The sequence below is a fragment of the Chloroflexus sp. genome (assembly GCF_049970315.1).
Taxonomy (GTDB): Bacteria; Chloroflexota; Chloroflexia; order Chloroflexales; family Chloroflexaceae; genus Chloroflexus.
Map to the genome: position 1 here is coordinate 1 of NZ_JBMFNE010000013.1, position 15,173 is coordinate 15,173.

30 protein-coding genes are annotated in these 15,173 nt (G+C 55.6%); all 30 read left to right on the forward strand.

Annotation, left to right across the window (positions count from 1 at the left end):
* Nucleotides 1-96: hypothetical protein (locus ACP5OT_RS10180; RefSeq protein ID WP_428132090.1), on the forward strand; the 96-nt coding region annotated here is incomplete at its 5' end.
* Between the two features lie 64 nt (nucleotides 97-160).
* Nucleotides 161-469: a 30S ribosomal protein S10 gene (gene rpsJ, locus ACP5OT_RS10185; protein ID WP_012258230.1), complete on the forward strand. Its 309-nt coding sequence runs from the start codon at nucleotides 161-163 to the stop codon at nucleotides 467-469.
* Nucleotides 470-578: 109 nt separating this feature from the next.
* Entirely contained in the window at nucleotides 579-1,211 is a 633-nt protein-coding gene (gene rplC / locus ACP5OT_RS10190; RefSeq protein WP_015941738.1) for a 50S ribosomal protein L3, read from the forward strand.
* 12 nt (nucleotides 1,212-1,223) lie between these two features.
* Complete coding sequence (gene rplD, locus ACP5OT_RS10195; protein WP_015941737.1) at nucleotides 1,224-1,892, forward strand: 50S ribosomal protein L4; 669 nt, start codon at nucleotides 1,224-1,226, stop codon at nucleotides 1,890-1,892.
* Nucleotides 1,893-1,895: 3 nt separating this feature from the next.
* Nucleotides 1,896-2,180 (forward strand): 50S ribosomal protein L23, encoded by a 285-nt coding sequence (rplW, locus tag ACP5OT_RS10200; protein ID WP_015941736.1) that lies wholly within the window; start codon nucleotides 1,896-1,898, stop codon nucleotides 2,178-2,180.
* A gap of 78 nt (nucleotides 2,181-2,258) precedes the next feature.
* On the forward strand, nucleotides 2,259-3,083 hold the full coding sequence (rplB, locus tag ACP5OT_RS10205) for a 50S ribosomal protein L2 (protein ID WP_424675966.1): 825 nt from the start codon (nucleotides 2,259-2,261) through the stop codon (nucleotides 3,081-3,083).
* Between the two features lie 54 nt (nucleotides 3,084-3,137).
* Complete coding sequence (gene rpsS, locus ACP5OT_RS10210) at nucleotides 3,138-3,425, forward strand: 30S ribosomal protein S19 (RefSeq protein ID WP_015941734.1); 288 nt, start codon at nucleotides 3,138-3,140, stop codon at nucleotides 3,423-3,425.
* Nucleotides 3,426-3,514: 89 nt separating this feature from the next.
* On the forward strand, nucleotides 3,515-3,856 hold the full coding sequence (gene rplV, locus ACP5OT_RS10215) for a 50S ribosomal protein L22 (RefSeq protein WP_015941733.1): 342 nt from the start codon (nucleotides 3,515-3,517) through the stop codon (nucleotides 3,854-3,856).
* 14 nt (nucleotides 3,857-3,870) lie between these two features.
* Nucleotides 3,871-4,596: a 30S ribosomal protein S3 gene (gene rpsC / locus ACP5OT_RS10220; protein ID WP_424675965.1), complete on the forward strand. Its 726-nt coding sequence runs from the start codon at nucleotides 3,871-3,873 to the stop codon at nucleotides 4,594-4,596.
* The gene (rplP, locus tag ACP5OT_RS10225; protein ID WP_424675964.1) at nucleotides 4,583-5,038 is read left to right on the forward strand and encodes a 50S ribosomal protein L16; all 456 of its coding nucleotides are present in this window, start codon (nucleotides 4,583-4,585) and stop codon (nucleotides 5,036-5,038) included. The genes rpsC and rplP overlap by 14 nt, the downstream gene beginning before the upstream one ends.
* Nucleotides 5,025-5,231: a 50S ribosomal protein L29 gene (rpmC, locus tag ACP5OT_RS10230; protein WP_424675963.1), complete on the forward strand. Its 207-nt coding sequence runs from the start codon at nucleotides 5,025-5,027 to the stop codon at nucleotides 5,229-5,231. The genes rplP and rpmC overlap by 14 nt, the downstream gene beginning before the upstream one ends.
* A 17-nt stretch (nucleotides 5,232-5,248) precedes the next feature.
* Nucleotides 5,249-5,518: a 30S ribosomal protein S17 gene (gene rpsQ / locus ACP5OT_RS10235; protein ID WP_015941729.1), complete on the forward strand. Its 270-nt coding sequence runs from the start codon at nucleotides 5,249-5,251 to the stop codon at nucleotides 5,516-5,518.
* A gap of 2 nt (nucleotides 5,519-5,520) precedes the next feature.
* Complete coding sequence (gene rplN / locus ACP5OT_RS10240) at nucleotides 5,521-5,889, forward strand: 50S ribosomal protein L14 (protein WP_015941728.1); 369 nt, start codon at nucleotides 5,521-5,523, stop codon at nucleotides 5,887-5,889.
* Nucleotides 5,889-6,221, forward strand: coding sequence for a 50S ribosomal protein L24 (rplX, locus tag ACP5OT_RS10245; RefSeq protein ID WP_015941727.1), 333 nt, complete (start codon nucleotides 5,889-5,891; stop codon nucleotides 6,219-6,221). The genes rplN and rplX overlap by 1 nt, the downstream gene beginning before the upstream one ends.
* A gap of 54 nt (nucleotides 6,222-6,275) precedes the next feature.
* Entirely contained in the window at nucleotides 6,276-6,818 is a 543-nt protein-coding gene (rplE, locus tag ACP5OT_RS10250) for a 50S ribosomal protein L5 (protein WP_424675962.1), read from the forward strand.
* 57 nt (nucleotides 6,819-6,875) lie between these two features.
* Nucleotides 6,876-7,061 (forward strand): type Z 30S ribosomal protein S14, encoded by a 186-nt coding sequence (locus ACP5OT_RS10255; RefSeq protein ID WP_424675961.1) that lies wholly within the window; start codon nucleotides 6,876-6,878, stop codon nucleotides 7,059-7,061.
* A 55-nt stretch (nucleotides 7,062-7,116) separates the two neighbouring features.
* A complete protein-coding gene (gene rpsH, locus ACP5OT_RS10260) occupies nucleotides 7,117-7,518 on the forward strand; it encodes a 30S ribosomal protein S8 (protein ID WP_287904768.1) in 402 nt (133 codons plus the stop codon).
* 18 nt (nucleotides 7,519-7,536) lie between these two features.
* Nucleotides 7,537-8,100, forward strand: a complete 564-nt coding sequence (rplF, locus tag ACP5OT_RS10265) for a 50S ribosomal protein L6 (protein WP_428132037.1) — start codon at nucleotides 7,537-7,539, stop codon at nucleotides 8,098-8,100.
* Nucleotides 8,101-8,190: 90 nt separating this feature from the next.
* Entirely contained in the window at nucleotides 8,191-8,553 is a 363-nt protein-coding gene (gene rplR, locus ACP5OT_RS10270; RefSeq protein WP_424675959.1) for a 50S ribosomal protein L18, read from the forward strand.
* 29 nt (nucleotides 8,554-8,582) lie between these two features.
* Entirely contained in the window at nucleotides 8,583-9,122 is a 540-nt protein-coding gene (gene rpsE, locus ACP5OT_RS10275; protein ID WP_015941721.1) for a 30S ribosomal protein S5, read from the forward strand.
* Nucleotides 9,122-9,319, forward strand: a complete 198-nt coding sequence (gene rpmD / locus ACP5OT_RS10280) for a 50S ribosomal protein L30 (RefSeq protein ID WP_015941720.1) — start codon at nucleotides 9,122-9,124, stop codon at nucleotides 9,317-9,319. The genes rpsE and rpmD overlap by 1 nt, the downstream gene beginning before the upstream one ends.
* A complete protein-coding gene (gene rplO, locus ACP5OT_RS10285) occupies nucleotides 9,316-9,828 on the forward strand; it encodes a large ribosomal subunit protein uL15 (protein ID WP_428111467.1) in 513 nt (170 codons plus the stop codon). Before rpmD ends, rplO begins: the two co-directional genes overlap by 4 nt.
* A gap of 54 nt (nucleotides 9,829-9,882) precedes the next feature.
* Nucleotides 9,883-11,235: a preprotein translocase subunit SecY gene (gene secY / locus ACP5OT_RS10290; RefSeq protein ID WP_424675957.1), complete on the forward strand. Its 1,353-nt coding sequence runs from the start codon at nucleotides 9,883-9,885 to the stop codon at nucleotides 11,233-11,235.
* Between the two features lie 142 nt (nucleotides 11,236-11,377).
* Entirely contained in the window at nucleotides 11,378-12,046 is a 669-nt protein-coding gene (locus tag ACP5OT_RS10295) for an adenylate kinase (RefSeq protein ID WP_015941717.1), read from the forward strand.
* Nucleotides 12,047-12,058: 12 nt separating this feature from the next.
* Nucleotides 12,059-12,280, forward strand: coding sequence for a translation initiation factor IF-1 (gene infA / locus ACP5OT_RS10300; RefSeq protein WP_012258253.1), 222 nt, complete (start codon nucleotides 12,059-12,061; stop codon nucleotides 12,278-12,280).
* Nucleotides 12,281-12,327: 47 nt separating this feature from the next.
* Entirely contained in the window at nucleotides 12,328-12,444 is a 117-nt protein-coding gene (rpmJ, locus tag ACP5OT_RS10305) for a 50S ribosomal protein L36 (RefSeq protein ID WP_012258254.1), read from the forward strand.
* A 96-nt stretch (nucleotides 12,445-12,540) separates the two neighbouring features.
* Nucleotides 12,541-12,921: a 30S ribosomal protein S13 gene (gene rpsM / locus ACP5OT_RS10310; protein ID WP_424675956.1), complete on the forward strand. Its 381-nt coding sequence runs from the start codon at nucleotides 12,541-12,543 to the stop codon at nucleotides 12,919-12,921.
* A gap of 19 nt (nucleotides 12,922-12,940) precedes the next feature.
* Nucleotides 12,941-13,354, forward strand: coding sequence for a 30S ribosomal protein S11 (gene rpsK / locus ACP5OT_RS10315; RefSeq protein WP_015941715.1), 414 nt, complete (start codon nucleotides 12,941-12,943; stop codon nucleotides 13,352-13,354).
* Between the two features lie 190 nt (nucleotides 13,355-13,544).
* A complete protein-coding gene (gene rpsD / locus ACP5OT_RS10320) occupies nucleotides 13,545-14,165 on the forward strand; it encodes a 30S ribosomal protein S4 (protein ID WP_428132039.1) in 621 nt (206 codons plus the stop codon).
* A gap of 44 nt (nucleotides 14,166-14,209) precedes the next feature.
* Nucleotides 14,210-15,166 carry a DNA-directed RNA polymerase subunit alpha gene (locus ACP5OT_RS10325; protein WP_428132093.1) on the forward strand — a complete coding sequence of 319 codons (957 nt, stop codon included), beginning with the start codon at nucleotides 14,210-14,212 and terminating at the stop codon, nucleotides 15,164-15,166.
* Nucleotides 15,167-15,173: the final 7 nt, after the last annotated feature.

Sequence of the window (15,173 nt, forward strand, 5' to 3'; positions counted from 1 at the left end):
ATTGTGCCGGTGGCGATTGAAGAGGGCCTCCGCTTCGCTATCCGTGAGGGTGGGCGCACCGTCGGTGCAGGTGTCGTTACCAAGATCCTTGATTAGCGATATGTGAACCGAGAACGGAGGCGTAGGCCTTACCTACGTCTCCGTCGATTGGAGAAAAACAATGGCTAAGCAAAAGGTTCGTATTCGCCTCAAGGCGTATGATCATAAAATTCTCGACCAATCTGCGCGTCAGATCGTTGAGGCTGCCGAGCGAACAGGCGCACTCGTCGCCGGGCCGGTACCACTTCCGACCAAGATCGAACGCTATAGCGTGATCCGGTCGGGATTCATCGATAAAGACTCGCAAGAGCAGTTTGAGATTCGTACTCATAAGCGGTTGATCGATGTCCTCGATCCAAGTCAACAAACAATTAACGCGCTGATGAAACTCAATCTGCCGGCCGGTGTCGATATTGAGATTAAGTTGTAGAAGAAAGTAGGTATCACTCCGACTGCGACGGCTTCGTTCTTGGACTACAGTTTCGGGGTGAGCCGGAAAGGCAGCCGCTGCGCATCGACGCATGCTGCGGAGGTACACTATGATTCACGGATTGTTAGGTCGTAAAATCGGGATGATGCAGTACTTCACCAAGGAAGGGAGGGCTATCCCGGTAACGGTTATTGCAGCCGGACCTTGCATCGTCACCCAGATTCGCACACCCGAACGCGATGGCTATAGCGCGGTGCAGCTCGGTTATGAGGAGGTAGAAGCGCGCAAGCTCACCAAGCCCCAGCAGGGTCATCTCAAGGCGTCGGGTGGTAAGATGTTGCGCTACCTCCGTGAGTTTAGCGCCGACGACCCACTTGCCCATAAACCCGGTGAAGTGGTGACGGTTGAACTGTTTAAGCCCGGCCAGAAGGTCGATATTTCAGGAACCTCAAAGGGTCGTGGCTTTGCGGGTGTCGTCAAGCGGCACGGCTTCCGTGGTGGCCCTAAGACCCACGGCCAAAGTGACCGCCACCGTGCTCCCGGTTCGATTGGAGCCGGTACCACCCCCGGTCGTGTATGGAAAGGCCAGCGTATGGCCGGTCGAATGGGCGGCGACCGCGTCACCATCCAGAATCTGGAAGTGGTTGAAGTACTGCCCGAACAGAATTTGCTACTGGTAAAGGGCTCCGTTCCCGGCGCCCGCAATGGCCTGCTTCAGATCCGCAAAGCGGTGAAGGGCTAAAGGGGTACAGCGATGCAGGCAACACTCTACAATCAGGCCGGAGAGCAGGTGGGCTCAATTGAAGTCAGCGATTATATCTTCGGCATCGAACCAAACGTGCCGGTGATGCATCAGTACGTGGTGATGCAAAACGCTAATGCCCGCCTCGGTACACACAATACACGCGGTCGTGGAGAAGTTAAGGGATCGACCCGCAAGCTCTACCGCCAAAAGGGTACCGGTCGCGCTCGCCAGGGATCGATCCGCGCACCACACCACAAAGGTGGTGGTGTTGCCCACGGTCCACACCCACGCTCGTATCGGGTCTCGATGCCGCGTAAGATGCGCCGGCTTGGGGTACGCTCGGCTCTGTCGGTAAAGTTCGCTGCAAACCAGATTCGCTTTATCGATGAGCTTACCTTTCCTCAGCCGCGTACCAAGGATTTCGTTGCATTCTTGCAAGCGCACGGTCTCGCCGATAAAAAGACTCTTGTTGTCATCGATAGCAAGAGCCCGGCCAACGAGAATCTGCGCCGCTCGGCCAACAATTTGCCGAAGGTGAAGACGTTGCTGGCTCACTATCTGAATGTTCGTGATTTGCTGGTCTACGACCACATCATCATGCCTAAAGCGGCGGTTCAAGTGGTCGAGAGTTATCTCGGCGAACGCTCTCGCTTGGCGGCGCCGGCGCAGGAGGGATAGACCATGCTGACGCCGTATGATATTTTGATTCGCCCGCTGATCACCGAGAAAAACACGAGTTTGATGGAACTCAACAAGTATACGTTTGAGGTCCATCGCAATGCGACGAAGCCGCAGATTAAGCATGCGGTAGAGACCATCTTTAATGTGAGGGTCACGAAGGTTCATACGATGAACGTGCGCGGGAAGCGCCGCCGGCGCGGTCAGTCGGTTGGCTATACCCGCGATTGGAAGAAGGCCATCGTCACACTTGCCGAAGGCGATCGGATCGAGATCTTCGGCGCCTAACGTCGCTGCTGCACTGAAAGCAGCGACCGGTATCGGTTCGCACTGAAGAATCGATACCGTTAGAGGGAGAGAAAAGTTATGGGTATTCGCGTCTACAAGCCAACCTCGGCCGGTCGCCGCAATATGTCGGTTTCGACCTTCGAGGAGATTACCAAGAAACGACCGGAGCCAGGCCTGATCGAGCCGCTACGCAAGAAGGCCGGGCGTAATAACCAAGGTCGTATTACGGTACGCCATCGTGGCGGTGGGCACAAGCGCTTCTATCGGATCATCGATTTTAAGCGCGATAAGTTCGGGATTCCGGCCAAAGTGCAGGCGATTGAGTACGATCCCAATCGCAGTGCCCGGATCGCGCTGTTAGCCTACGTCGACGGTGAAAAGCGCTATATTATTGCCCCACTCGGCTTAAAGGTCGGTGATACGGTGATGAGTGGCCCCAACGCCGAGATTCGGGTTGGGAATGCGTTGCCACTCGGTGCGATCCCGCTCGGTACCCAGATCCACAACATCGAGCTGGAGATTGGACGCGGTGGTGTGTTGGTGCGCGCTGCCGGTACTGCTGCCCAGTTGATGGCCAAAGAGGGCGATTACGCAACCATCCGTATGCCCTCCGGCGAAGTGCGCATGATCCACCTGCGCTGTATGGCAACGATTGGGCAAGTCGGGAACGTCGACCATCAGAACATCCGATTGGGTAAAGCCGGTCGCTCACGCTGGCTCGGTCGGCGGCCGCGCGTGCGTGGTGCCGCGATGAACCCCCGCGACCATCCCCACGGTGGTGGTGAAGGACGCGCGCCACGTGGTATGAGTACGCCAAAGACCAAGTGGGGGAAGCCGGCCCGTGGTGTCAAGACCCGTCACAATCCGCGCTTCGATCGCTTTATTATCCGTCGGCGCAAGTAACATTGCACTGCCGGGTGACGGTAGCTGTCGCCCGGCGCTCTGTGAGGAGGAACTATGTCCCGCTCGTCGAAGAAGGGGCCATACGTTGATATTAAGCTGCTCGATAAAATCGAAGCGATGAATAAGGCTAACGAAAAGCGGGCGATCCGCACGTGGTCGCGTGACTCAACCATCTTCCCACAGATGATTGGTCATACCATCCTGGTTCACGATGGCCGCCGCCATGTGCCCGTTTACATTACCGAAAATATGGTCGGGCATAAGCTGGGTGAATTCGCTCCTACCCGGTTCTTCCGCGGCCACGGTGGTAAGAAGGCCGATAAGCGCGGGAAAGTTAAGTAGTTCCCGCCAAGGGCCGATGGCATCATGCGCAAAACGTGGTACAATAACCCGCCTGTAATGATGCGTCGGGTAGCGATACGAGAAGAGCAATGGAAGCAAAAGCTGTAACTCGTTATGTGCGAATCTCGCCGCTGAAGGTTCGTCTCGTGATGGATGTTGTGCGTGGTATGCCGGTTGACCGCGCTTTGGCAACTCTACGCTATATGCCGCAAAAGGCAGCACGTGAAGTGGCCCGCACGCTCAAGTCGGCCATCGCAAATGCCGAGCACAACTTCGATATGAATCGTGACGAACTGTATATTAAGACCATCTACGCCGATCAAGGCCCGGTCTTAAAGCGGTTTATGCCGCGGGCACGCGGTATGGCGAATCGCATCCGCAAACCAACCACCCATATTACGGTGGTAGTAGCCGATAAGTCGGATTATTAAAGAGGGAGGCTCGCTTGGGGCGCAAAGTACATCCGATCGGCTTCCGGCTCGGTTATATCAAGGATTGGCAGTCGAAGTGGTTTGCCGAAGGCGAAACCTACACGAAGCAACTCCATGAAGATATCGAGCTGCGTAAGCTGATTAGCAAGGAACTGCAAAGCGCTGGCGTGTCGCGGATCGAGATTGAACGCTCGGCAAATAAGATCGAGATTTCGGTCTATACGGCTAAACCCGGAATCGTAATCGGGAAGCGCGGCACGAACGTCGATACGTTGAAGAGCGCGCTGGAGAAAAAAACGGGCAAGAAGATTAAGCTGAATATTAAAGAGATCAGCCAGCCCGAACTCGATGCTCAACTGGTGGCCGAAAGTATCGGTGAGCAGATCACCAAGCGCGTTAGCTACAAGCGTGCAATGAAGCAGGCCGTCCAGCGTGCAATGCGCTTGGGAGCGCAAGGCGTAAAGATCCGCTGCTCGGGTCGCCTCGCCGGCGCTGAAATGGCTCGCGTGCATGAAGAGGCAGAGGGCCGGGTTCCACGCCATACGCTGCGGGCCGATATCGATTATGCACAGGTGCATGCCCATACGACCTATGGCCGGATTGGCGTGAAAGTCTGGATTTATAAGGGAGATGTCTTCCCCAACCAGAGCGCCAAGGCCTCTGTCGAGCAGCCGGCGACCGCGCCCGCGCCTGAACGGCGTGAACGCGCGCCGAGGAGGAATAGCAATGCTTCTGCCTAAGCGCACGAAGTACCGCAAAATGCAGAAAGGGCGCAGTCACGGCCTCTCCTACCGCGGCAATAGCGTTGCTTTCGGTGAGTATGGCCTGATGGCGCTCGAACCAAGCTGGATCTCTAGCCGCCAAATTGAGGCCGCCCGCCGCGCGATTACCAATTACGTCAAGCGTGGTGGTAAGGTCTGGATACGGATCTTCCCGGATAAGCCGATCACCCGCAAACCCGCCGAAACCCGTATGGGCGGTGGTAAGGGTTCGGTCGATCACTGGGTTGCCGTGGTCAAGCCCGGTCGCATTATGTTCGAGCTGGCCGGTGTGCGTGAAGATATTGCCCACGAGGCACTACGCCGTGCCGCTCAGAAGCTGCCGGTTAAGTGCAAAGTGATCGATCGCGAAGAGCAAGGTGCGACGGCAAGTGATCAGGAGGTGAGCAGTGAAAGCGAGTGAACTGCGCGCCCTTGATGATGCCCAACTCCGCGCAAAGCTGAGCGAGTATAAGGTCGAGTTGTTTAATCTGCGCTTCCAGAAAGCGACCGGTAAACTCACCAACACTGCTCGGCCTAAGCAGGTGAAGAAGGAGATTGCCCGCATCCTAACCATCCTGCGCGAGCGTGAGTTGGCGCAGGCCGAGCTCGGCTAGTAGATATGGAGCAGAGCATGATGACTGCGGAACAAAAGCGCAAAACGACGAAGGTTGGTCGCGTCGTAAGCGATAAAATGGACAAGACGGTAGTGGTTAAGGTGGATTATCTGAAACCCCACCCGCTCTACCGCAAGATTATTCGGCGCTCGAAGAAGTTTCACGCCCACGATGAGGAGAATACCTGTAAAGTGGGTGATGTGGTCCGGATTGAGGAGACCCGCCCGTTGAGCCGTACTAAGCGCTGGCGGGTTGTGGAGATTATTAAACGTGGCGAGGAGGCATAGCCATGATCCAGCCTCAGACTCGGCTGAAAGTCGCCGATAACACCGGGGCCAAAGAGATCATGTGCATCCGGGTCCTTGGTGGTTCACGGGTTCGCTATGGCCGGGTTGGTGATATTATCGTCGCCTCGGTGAAAGAGGCAACACCCGGCGGTCAGGTCAAGAAGGGTGATGTCGTCAAAGCAGTGATCATTCGTACCGCCAAAGAGTATGGCCGACCGGACGGTTCGCACATCCGCTTTGACGATAATGCTGCGGTGTTAATTGGGAAAGAGAATAACCCGCGTGGCACCCGCATTTTTGGCCCGGTGGCCCGTGAGTTGCGCGAGAAGCAGTTTATGCGGATCGTGTCGCTCGCCCCGGAGGTGCTGTGATGCATGTCAAGACTGGTGATGAAGTATTGGTCATTGCCGGTAAAGATAAAGGACGGCGTGGAAAAATTAAACGCGCGTTACCGGCAGTCAATCGAGTGGTGGTAGAAGGCTTGAATATTGTCAAGCGCCACCAAAAACCGCGTGGCCCCGGTCGCCCCGGCGGTATTGTGGAGATGGAAGCTCCAATTCACGTCTCCAATGTGATGCTGATTTGTCCGAGTTGTGGACGGGCGTCGCGGACCGGTAAGCGTTTCCTTGAAGAAACCGACCACAAGGGCCGGCCACGCAAGGTACGCTACTGCAAGGCCTGCGATGCCATTATCGATAAGTAGTCAGTTCAGGGCCGGCGCAGCCGTGACTGACGCCAAGCCCCTGGAGAAAAAGCCATGACCGTTCGTCTACGTGAGAAGTATTACAAAGAGGTCGTTCCGGCCCTGATGGAGGAGTTTAAGTTCACATCCATCATGCAGGTGCCGCGCCTCGTAAAAATTGTCGTTAATGTTGGAGTTGGCGAAGCGGTTCAGAACGCGAAGGCAATCGAGGCCGCCGTCAACGATGTCGCTGCGATTACAGGCCAGAAACCGGTTGTAACCAGAGCGAAGAAGTCGGTCGCGTCGTTTAAGCTGCGCGCCGGCATGCCTATCGGTGTGATGGCAACACTTCGCGGTGACCGGATGTATGACTTTTTTGATCGTCTCTGCTCACTCGCGCTGCCGCGTATCCGCGATTTTCGTGGCGTGAGCCGTAGCTCGTTCGATGGTCGCGGGAATTACAGTATTGGTCTGAAAGAGCAAATTGTCTTTCCAGACATTGACTACGATAAGATCGATAAGATTCGTGGTTTAGAGGTGGCAATTGTCACCAGCGCGCCGAATGACGAGCAAGCCTATTCTTTGCTCAAGCGACTCGGCATGCCATTTCGTGATTAGTTTGAACTAAGAGCGCCTCACGCGCTGACTGGTTCAACGATTTGAGGAGGTATTCCGTTGGCTAAGAAATCGTGGGTCGTTAAGGCGCAGCGACCGCCGAAATTTAAGGTGCGTGCGTACAATCGCTGCAAGATCTGCGGCCGGTCGCGAGCGTATATCCGCAAGTTCGGGATGTGCCGCATCTGCTTCCGCGAGCATGCGTTGAAAGGCCTCATTCCGGGCGTTGTGAAGGCAAGCTGGTAAGCGCTGTGCGGCAATCAGAAACCTTTTTGACGCCCGTCTTGTGAGGAGGCATACCGTGAGTGTCAATGATCCTATCGGCGATATGCTGACACGCATCCGCAATGCGTGCATGGCCCGCCATACAACGGTGACAATGCCGGCATCGAAGATGAAAATTGCGATTGCCGACATTTTGAAACGCGAAGGCTTTATTCGTGATTACACCGTGATCGACGATGGTAAGCCGTACAAGACCATCTCGATTACCCTGAAGTACATGCCCGACCGCCGGCCGGCTATCACCGGTCTTCGCCGGGTGAGCAAGCCGGGGCTGCGCGTCTACACCAAGCGCGCTGACATTCCGCGGGTGCGCGGCGGCCTCGGGCTGAGCATTCTGTCAACGCCGAAAGGTGTGCTTGCCGATCACGAAGCATGGCGCGAGCGCGTCGGCGGTGAAGTGCTCTGCTACGTTTGGTAACGCGCACGGAGGAGTATCATGTCGCGAATTGGAAAACGACCGATTACCGTGCCGAAGGGCGTACAGGTGACCATCGGTGAGCAAAACCTCGTCACCGTCAAGGGGCCAAAGGGAACGCTTACCCAAAAGTTGCATCCTGATATGATTATCAAGCAGGAAGGTGATGTTATCACCGTGCAACGCCCTTCGGACGAGAAGCTGCATCGCTCCCTGCACGGCCTGACCCGCACGCTGATCAATAACATGATTGTCGGCGTGACGCAGGGGTGGCAGCGAGCGGTGGAGATTAACGGCGTCGGTTATCGCGCTCAGCTCGAAGGCAAGACCCTGGTGCTGAACCTTGGGTTTTCGCATCCGGTTCGGATTGAACCACCACCGAACATTAGTTACATCGTTGGTGAACGAAAATCGGCCAACGATCCACTGGCATTGACGGTGATCGGTATCGACAAACAGCAGGTGGGTGAAGAGGCAGCACGTATCCGCAGCTTACGTCCGCCAGAGCCGTACAAAGGCAAAGGCATTAAGTATCTGGAAGAGAAGATTCGCCGCAAGGCCGGTAAGGCCGGTAAGGCGAAGTAGCGATACGGGCTGTGTCATGATGAACACAGCCATCTACCGCGCGAGCGACGGGGGATGGAATCTCCGTTGCGATAGTTATTTGAGGATCGTATGGGAAAGCGAACACCACGTGAACTCCGGCTTCGCCGGCATAATCGCGTCCGTAAGCGCGTCTCGGGCACGCCAGAACGACCGCGGCTGAACGTCTTCCGTAGTCATGCCCACATTTACGCGCAGGTGATTGATGATACCGTTGGTCATACCCTTGTTGCCGCTTCGACGATTGAGAAGGGCTGGAGTGGTAGCCCGGAATTGACTAAGACGCAAGAGGCAGCGCTGGTTGGTAAGCTGATCGCCGAACGGGCGTTGCAGGCTGGAATTACGAAGGTGGTCTTCGATCGCGGCGGCTATAAGTATCACGGACGAGTAAAAGCGCTGGCCGAAGCGGCCCGCGAAGCAGGTCTGAACTTCTAGTTGCCCAAGGGCAGCGTAGCGGAGGAACTGTGAAACGAGAACGTATCAACCCCGACACGCTGGAGCTCGATGAGCGAGTCGTCCTGATCAACCGCGTGTCAAAGGTCGTGAAGGGTGGCCGGCGCTTCAGCTTCAGCACAGTCGTTGTGGTCGGTGATGGTAAAGGCCACGTAGGTATTGGCATGGGAAAGGCGGCGGAAGTCCCAGACGCGATCCGCAAGGGGGCTGAAGCAGCCAAGCGGAATCTCATCCGTGTGCCGCTGGTCCATTCGACGATCCCTCACGAGATCGTGACGAAGTTTGCCGCCACGAAGGTGATGTTGCGCCCGGCAGCACCCGGTACCGGTGTTATTGCCGGTCGTGGTGTCCGCCCGGTGGTGGAAGCTGCCGGGATCAAAGACCTTCTCTCGAAGGTCTATGGGAGCAACAACCCGGTTAATGTGGTGAAGGCGACCTTCAAGGCACTGAGTGAAATGACCTCACTGCAAGAGATGGCTCGCCGGCGTGATATGACACCACAAGAGCTGAACGCACGCCGGATGCGACGTGAAACGACGGAGGCGGCGTGATGGGTAAGCTGCGCGTAACCTACGTAAAGAGCGCAATTGGCTATGCGCGTGACCAGAAGGAAACGCTGGCTGCGCTTGGCTTGCGCCGCTTGAATCAGAGTGTACTCAAACCGGATAATCCATCGGTGCGTGGGATGCTGTTTAAGATTCAGCACCTCGTAAAGGTGGAAGAGGTTGAGGACGAGGTGCAGGCATGAAACTTCACGATTTACGCCCTGCCGAGGGTTCGCATCGTAAGCGTAAGCGGATTGGGCGTGGCCACGGCTCGGGTAAAGGTAAGACCGGTGGTAAAGGTATGATGGGCCAAAAAGCCCGGAGTGGCCCCGGCCCTTACCGAACCTTCGAGGGTGGTCAGAACCGACTGGTGAAACGAATGCCCTTCAAACGCGGCTTTACGAATAAGTTTCGCGTTGAATATGAAGTGGTCAATGTTGGCAGTCTGGTCGATTGGCCAACCGAACTCGAGGTAACGCCAGAGACGTTGTTAGCGCGTCGGCTCGTGCGGCGCAAGAAAATGCCGGTCAAGATTCTCGGCGATGGTGAGTTAAACCAGCCGTTGGTAATCAAAGCACACAAGTTCTCGGCGAGCGCTCGCCAGAAAATTGAAGCGGCCGGTGGTAAGGCAATTGACCTGACGTGGATTGTCGAACGCCATTCGCGCTCGCGTGGGCCTAATCCGAGTATGCGTAACGCTCGCCAATCGTAATCGGTCAGTGCGGCGAGAACGCGACTGTTCTCGCCGCTCACAGGAAGCATCATCATGCTGCAAGCTGTACTGCGTGCAATTCAGTTGCCTGATCTCCGGCGCCGTATCCTCTTTACCTTGGGGATGCTGTTCCTGTTTCGCCTGATCGCGCATATTCCGGTACCCAATATTAATCCGACAACGCTCGAACAGTTGCGACAGGCGCTGGCGACTAATCAGTTGGCGCAACTGCTGAATCTGTTCGCCGGTGGTGCGTTGGAAAACTTCTCGGTGGCTGCGATGGGGGTGTACCCCTACATCACCGCCCAGATTATTATGCAGTTGTTGCAACCACTGATTCCCGCGTTGCAAGAATTGCAAAAAGAGGGTGAACAGGGTCGTCTACGCCTCAATCGCTACCAATTGTGGTTAACGATCCCGTTGGCGTATTTGCAGGCCTACGGCCAAACCCTGACACTTGAACGAACCATCAACCCGAATAACGATCCAACGGCATCACTCTTCCGGACACCGTTCGATCTGGCGGCCAACTTTCTCCCTACATTTACCGTCCTTACCACGATGGTCGCCGGTACGATGTTGCTGATCTGGCTCGGTGAACAGATTAACGAACGCGGGATCGGTAACGGTATCTCGATCATTATCTTCGGCGGAATTGTTTCACGGCTGCCGCGTCTCATCATTCAGGGCTTCCAGATTAGCCAGGCCGGTGATTTTAGCACCATTCTTGGACTCATCGGTTTTGTTGCTATTGCATTGCTGACAATTGTCGGTATTGTGCTCATTCAAGAGGGGCAGCGCCGGATTCGCGTTCAATATGCACGGCGGGTCCGCGGCAATAAAGTCTACGGCGGTCAGAGCAGCTTCATTCCGCTCAAGGTCAATTCGGCCGGCATGATCCCGCTGATTTTTGCCCAGAGTATTATCATCTTCCCCGGTATCGTTGCCTCATGGTTTTACCGGCCCGGTGCCGAGGGAATTGGTAATGCTATCGCCGGTTTCTTTTACAATACGTTTAACCCAACCGGTCAGGGCGGTGGGATTGTCTATATGACGTTACTCTTCCTCCTGACTGTCGGTTTTACCTATTTCTACACCGTTGTCATCTTTACCCAACAGGATTTGGCCGAGAACCTCCAACGCAACGGTGGTTTCATCCCCGGCATTCGGCCAGGTAAAAAGACGGAAGAGTACCTGATGAAGGTACTTAACCGCATTACATTGGCCGGAGCACTGTTTCTTGGCTTGATTGCAGTGCTACCATTCATCACCCAATCGATTACCGGTGTGCAAATTGGGTTGGGTAGCACGGCTCTCCTGATCGTGGTGGGTGTGGCGGTGGATACGATGCGCCAACTCGAGGCACAGTTGATCATGCGTGACTACGAGGGTTTCTTGACTAGGTAGTGCTGCACACAAACGGCAAAAGTGTAGTACAATAAAAGCCGTTGCTCGCCGGGAAGCCGGTTGGGCAGCGTCTTTGTGAGATAGGCAGATGGTCTACTGTACCTGGTAAAGGTATAGTTTTGAAATGAGCGAGCGCCGAGTCATGACCAACGTTATCTTGTTAGGACCACCGGGAGCCGGCAAAGGTACACAGGCAAAGACTCTCGCCGATCGAACAGGTCTCACCCACGTCGCTAGCGGCGATCTCTTTCGCGCAGCTTTGCGTGAAGGGACCGAACTGGGTATGCTGGCAAAATCCTATATGGATCGTGGTGAATTGGTACCTGATGAGGTCGTGATTCGTATGATCTTGGAACGCATTCGGCAACCGGATTGCGCTTCTGGGGTCATCTTCGACGGGTTTCCGCGTACCCAAGATCAAGCGCGCGCCCTCGAAGAAGCGCTCGCAAAAGATGGCGCCCGGATTGATGCCGTCCTCTTCTTGGCCGTACCCCAAGAGGTACTGTTGCGTCGGATTGCCGGGCGGCAAACGTGCCGTACCTGTGGCGCAGTATTCAACATCTATTATTTTCCGTCACACCGGCCGGATATCTGCGATGCCTGCGGCGGCAAACTCTACCAACGAAGCGATGACTCAATCGAGACAGCGCAGCACCGGCTGGATGTCTACTTCGCCCAAACGATGCCGCTGATCGAATATTACCAGCGGCAGGGCATCCTGCACGAGATTGATGGTCAACGCGAGATCGCGCTCGTGACAGAGGCAATGCTGAAAGCGCTGAGTCCGTATCTAACGCCAGCGCAGCCGTAGGTTAGGAGGACTATGTCGAAGAAAAAAGACGTCATCGAGATGGAGGGTACCATCACAGAACCGTTGCCAAACGCAATGTTCCGGGTGCAACTCGACAACGGACATGAGGTGCTTGCTCACATCTCGGGCAAGATGCGGATGAACTACATTCGTATCTTGAAGGGCGACCGAGTGCTGGTCGAACTCTCGCCGTATGACCTCACTCGGGGACGTATCACGTATCGCTATAAGTAGGGGCGCGACGCAGCACGGCGGCGTCCGCCGCTGCAAGGAGGTTGACTATGAAAGTGCGAGCGTCGGTAAAGCCGCGCTGCGAGTATTGCAAGGTGATTAAGCGCAAGGGCGTGATTCGCGTAATCTGCTCACGCACCCCAAAGCACAAACAGCGGCAAGGATAAACGGTAGTCGTCATGCGCACTACCATCGTTGGCTGAAAAGGACATTACCACCAACCGACCAGTTGGTGGAGCGTAACAGCAGCAAAGAGGACAGGCATGGCACGTATCGCCGGGGTTGATATTCCCCGCAACAAGAAGATCGAAATTGCAATCACATACATCTACGGGATCGGTCGCTCGAATGGTATGGACGTTCTGCGGAAGGCGAACGTTGATCCCAATCGCCGAGTACGCGATTTGACCGAAGAAGAAGTAGGCCGGATCCGCGAAGTTATCGACCGTGAATACCGAGTGGAAGGTGATCTACGCCGTGAAGTGCAGTTGAATATCAAACGTCTGATGGATATTGGCTGCTATCGCGGTTTGCGCCATCGCCGCGGTATGCCGGTGCGTGGTCAGCGCACACGTACTAATGCGCGAACCCGTCGCGGTCGTCGCGGTCAGGCTATCGGTATTAAGAAGAAGGTGAAGAAGTAGTTGCTATAAGGAGCACGGAATGCCCGCCAAGGGAAAAACAACAGCTACTACCACCCGTCAACGCGGTAAGCGCCGTGAGCGTAAGAACGTGCCGCGTGGGTATGCTCATATCCAGAGCACGTTTAATAACACGATTGTAACTATCACCGATCCACAGGGTGCCGTTGTGTGCTGGTCGAGTGCCGGTCAAAGCGGCTTTAAAGGCTCACGCAAGAGCACGCCCTATGCCGCGCAGGTCGCTGCTGAGAATGCAGCCCGCAAGGCGATGGAAAACGGCATGCGATCGGTTGAGGTCTTCGTGAAAGGCCCCGGTGCCGGCCGTGAGGCGGCAATTCGCTCGTTACAGGCTGCCGGTTTGCAGATTACGGCGATTACCGATGTAACGCCTATCCCGCATAATGGCTGCCGACCACCGAAGCGACGCCGGGTATAATCTACGGTTCTTGGACAATCGACGTTTTTCTCCTGTGAGACGACCGCAACTGGAACCGGAGGGCTTTGTTCCCGGACGCCCACTGCGGTGGCGTTTGCCAACGAGCAGCGCTAGCGCCCATCTCACAGGTTTGGGAAAAGGCGTGCAGATGTTTCTGCCCTGTTTTACGATATAAAAGGATAATACGACTATGGCGCGATTTCGAGGGCCCGTCGGTAAAGTGAGTCGACGATTGGGCATTGGTATCACCGAAAAAGGTAAGCGTATTCTCAATAAGCGGCCAGACCCACCGGGTCAGCACGGCGCGGCTGCCCGTCGCCGGGCGTTGTCTGACTACGGCGCGCAGTTGCGCGAAAAGCAGAAGGCAAAGTTTATTTATGGCGTCCTTGAGCGCCAGTTCCGCCGTCTGTTCGAGCAGGCGGCGCGACGCAGCGGAGTAACCGGCGAGTATTTGCTGAGTTTGCTCGAGCGCCGACTTGATAATGTGGTGTACCGTCTTGGGTTTGCTACGACCCGCGCTCAGGCTCGCCAGTTGGTAAACCATGGGCATATCGTTGTTGATGGTCGCAAGACGAATATTCCGTCGTATACCGTGAAAGTTGGGCAAGTGATTGCCGTGCGACCACAAAGCCGCAGCCGTACATATTTCAAGAATTTGGTCGATAGCGGTGTGCTCAACAAGCATCGTGCCCCGGAATGGTTACGCTTGAATCCTGCCGAACTCTCAGGCACGGTTGTCGCGTTGCCACGCCGTGAGGATGCTGAGGCCGGGATTAATGAGCAGTTGATCGTCGAGTTCTATAGCCGGTAAATGCTCCCAGTGCTGGGAAGCAAGTGAAGAAATGGGAGGCAGCAGTGCTCGATATCGCTCAGCCAAAGATCGAGGTTGTAGAAGCCACCGAGAGCTTTGGTCGCTTTAAAATCGAGCCGCTCGATCCGGGCTATGGACATACGCTCGGCAACGCGCTGCGGCGCGTTCTGCTTACGGCTATCCCCGGATCGGCGATTACTCACGTGCGGGTTACCGGTGTCTATCAGGAAACTGACCGCATCCCCGGCATGACCGAGGATATGGTTGAACTGATTTTGAACCTGAAAGGCATCCATCTGCGCGGTCACCACGAAGGAACGGTGACGGCAACGATCCGGAAGCAGGGGCCGGGGGTGGTAACGGCTGCCGATCTGGTACTGCCTGAAGGGCTCGCGGTCGTTGATCCCGATCACTATATTTGTACGCTCGAATATGAGCAAGCCCGGATCGAGTTGACGGCAACGATTGAACGTGGGCGAGGGTATCTGTCGGCAGACCAGCGCGGTATTCTGCCGTTGGGTGAAATTCCCATTGATGCCATTTTTACACCCGTGCCACGTGTCAATTATATTGTCGAAAATACTCGTATCGGGCAGGCAACTGACTTCGATCGTCTACTTCTTGAAGTATGGACGAACGGCACGGTACGACCCGTCGATGCGCTCGATTATGCGGCACGGGTCTTGGTTCATTACAATACGACGATCGCGAATTTCAACCGTATGGCCGTTGAGGCGGAAGCTCAGCCCGAAACAACCGGTCTTGAGATTCCTCCTAGCGTCTACGATACCTCCATCGAGACGCTAGAACTCTCGACCCGCACGTACAATTGTCTGAAACGGGCCGAGATTACCAAGATTGGTCAAGTCCTGCAAATGGACGAAAAGGCGCTCCTCTCGGTGCGCAATCTAGGCCAGAAATCGATGGAAGAGATTCGCGACAAGTTGATCGAACGGGGTTATATTCCGCGATTGCCTATCAACGGGTCATCGCGCTCATGAGGATACG

Excerpts from the sequence above, each read along its gene's own strand:
- rpsJ (WP_012258230.1), top strand. The coding sequence starts at position 161 with ATGGCTAAGCAAAAGGTTCGTATTCGCCTCAAGGCGTATGATCATAAA.
- rplC (WP_015941738.1), top strand. The coding sequence starts at position 579 with ATGATTCACGGATTGTTAGGTCGTAAAATCGGGATGATGCAGTACTTC.
- rplD (WP_015941737.1), top strand. The coding sequence starts at position 1,224 with ATGCAGGCAACACTCTACAATCAGGCCGGAGAGCAGGTGGGCTCAATT.
- rplW (WP_015941736.1), top strand. The coding sequence starts at position 1,896 with ATGCTGACGCCGTATGATATTTTGATTCGCCCGCTGATCACCGAGAAA.
- rplB (WP_424675966.1), top strand. The coding sequence starts at position 2,259 with ATGGGTATTCGCGTCTACAAGCCAACCTCGGCCGGTCGCCGCAATATG.
- rpsS (WP_015941734.1), top strand. The coding sequence starts at position 3,138 with ATGTCCCGCTCGTCGAAGAAGGGGCCATACGTTGATATTAAGCTGCTC.
- rplV (WP_015941733.1), top strand. The coding sequence starts at position 3,515 with ATGGAAGCAAAAGCTGTAACTCGTTATGTGCGAATCTCGCCGCTGAAG.
- rplP (WP_424675964.1), top strand. The coding sequence starts at position 4,583 with ATGCTTCTGCCTAAGCGCACGAAGTACCGCAAAATGCAGAAAGGGCGC.
- rpsQ (WP_015941729.1), top strand. The coding sequence starts at position 5,249 with ATGATGACTGCGGAACAAAAGCGCAAAACGACGAAGGTTGGTCGCGTC.
- rplN (WP_015941728.1), top strand. The coding sequence starts at position 5,521 with ATGATCCAGCCTCAGACTCGGCTGAAAGTCGCCGATAACACCGGGGCC.
- rplX (WP_015941727.1), top strand. The coding sequence starts at position 5,889 with ATGCATGTCAAGACTGGTGATGAAGTATTGGTCATTGCCGGTAAAGAT.
- rplE (WP_424675962.1), top strand. The coding sequence starts at position 6,276 with ATGACCGTTCGTCTACGTGAGAAGTATTACAAAGAGGTCGTTCCGGCC.
- rplF (WP_428132037.1), top strand. The coding sequence starts at position 7,537 with ATGTCGCGAATTGGAAAACGACCGATTACCGTGCCGAAGGGCGTACAG.
- rplR (WP_424675959.1), top strand. The coding sequence starts at position 8,191 with ATGGGAAAGCGAACACCACGTGAACTCCGGCTTCGCCGGCATAATCGC.
- rpmD (WP_015941720.1), top strand. The coding sequence starts at position 9,122 with ATGGGTAAGCTGCGCGTAACCTACGTAAAGAGCGCAATTGGCTATGCG.
- rplO (WP_428111467.1), top strand. The coding sequence starts at position 9,316 with ATGAAACTTCACGATTTACGCCCTGCCGAGGGTTCGCATCGTAAGCGT.
- secY (WP_424675957.1), top strand. The coding sequence starts at position 9,883 with ATGCTGCAAGCTGTACTGCGTGCAATTCAGTTGCCTGATCTCCGGCGC.
- ACP5OT_RS10295 (WP_015941717.1), top strand. The coding sequence starts at position 11,378 with ATGACCAACGTTATCTTGTTAGGACCACCGGGAGCCGGCAAAGGTACA.
- infA (WP_012258253.1), top strand. The coding sequence starts at position 12,059 with ATGTCGAAGAAAAAAGACGTCATCGAGATGGAGGGTACCATCACAGAA.
- rpmJ (WP_012258254.1), top strand. The coding sequence starts at position 12,328 with ATGAAAGTGCGAGCGTCGGTAAAGCCGCGCTGCGAGTATTGCAAGGTG.
- rpsM (WP_424675956.1), top strand. The coding sequence starts at position 12,541 with ATGGCACGTATCGCCGGGGTTGATATTCCCCGCAACAAGAAGATCGAA.
- rpsK (WP_015941715.1), top strand. The coding sequence starts at position 12,941 with ATGCCCGCCAAGGGAAAAACAACAGCTACTACCACCCGTCAACGCGGT.
- rpsD (WP_428132039.1), top strand. The coding sequence starts at position 13,545 with ATGGCGCGATTTCGAGGGCCCGTCGGTAAAGTGAGTCGACGATTGGGC.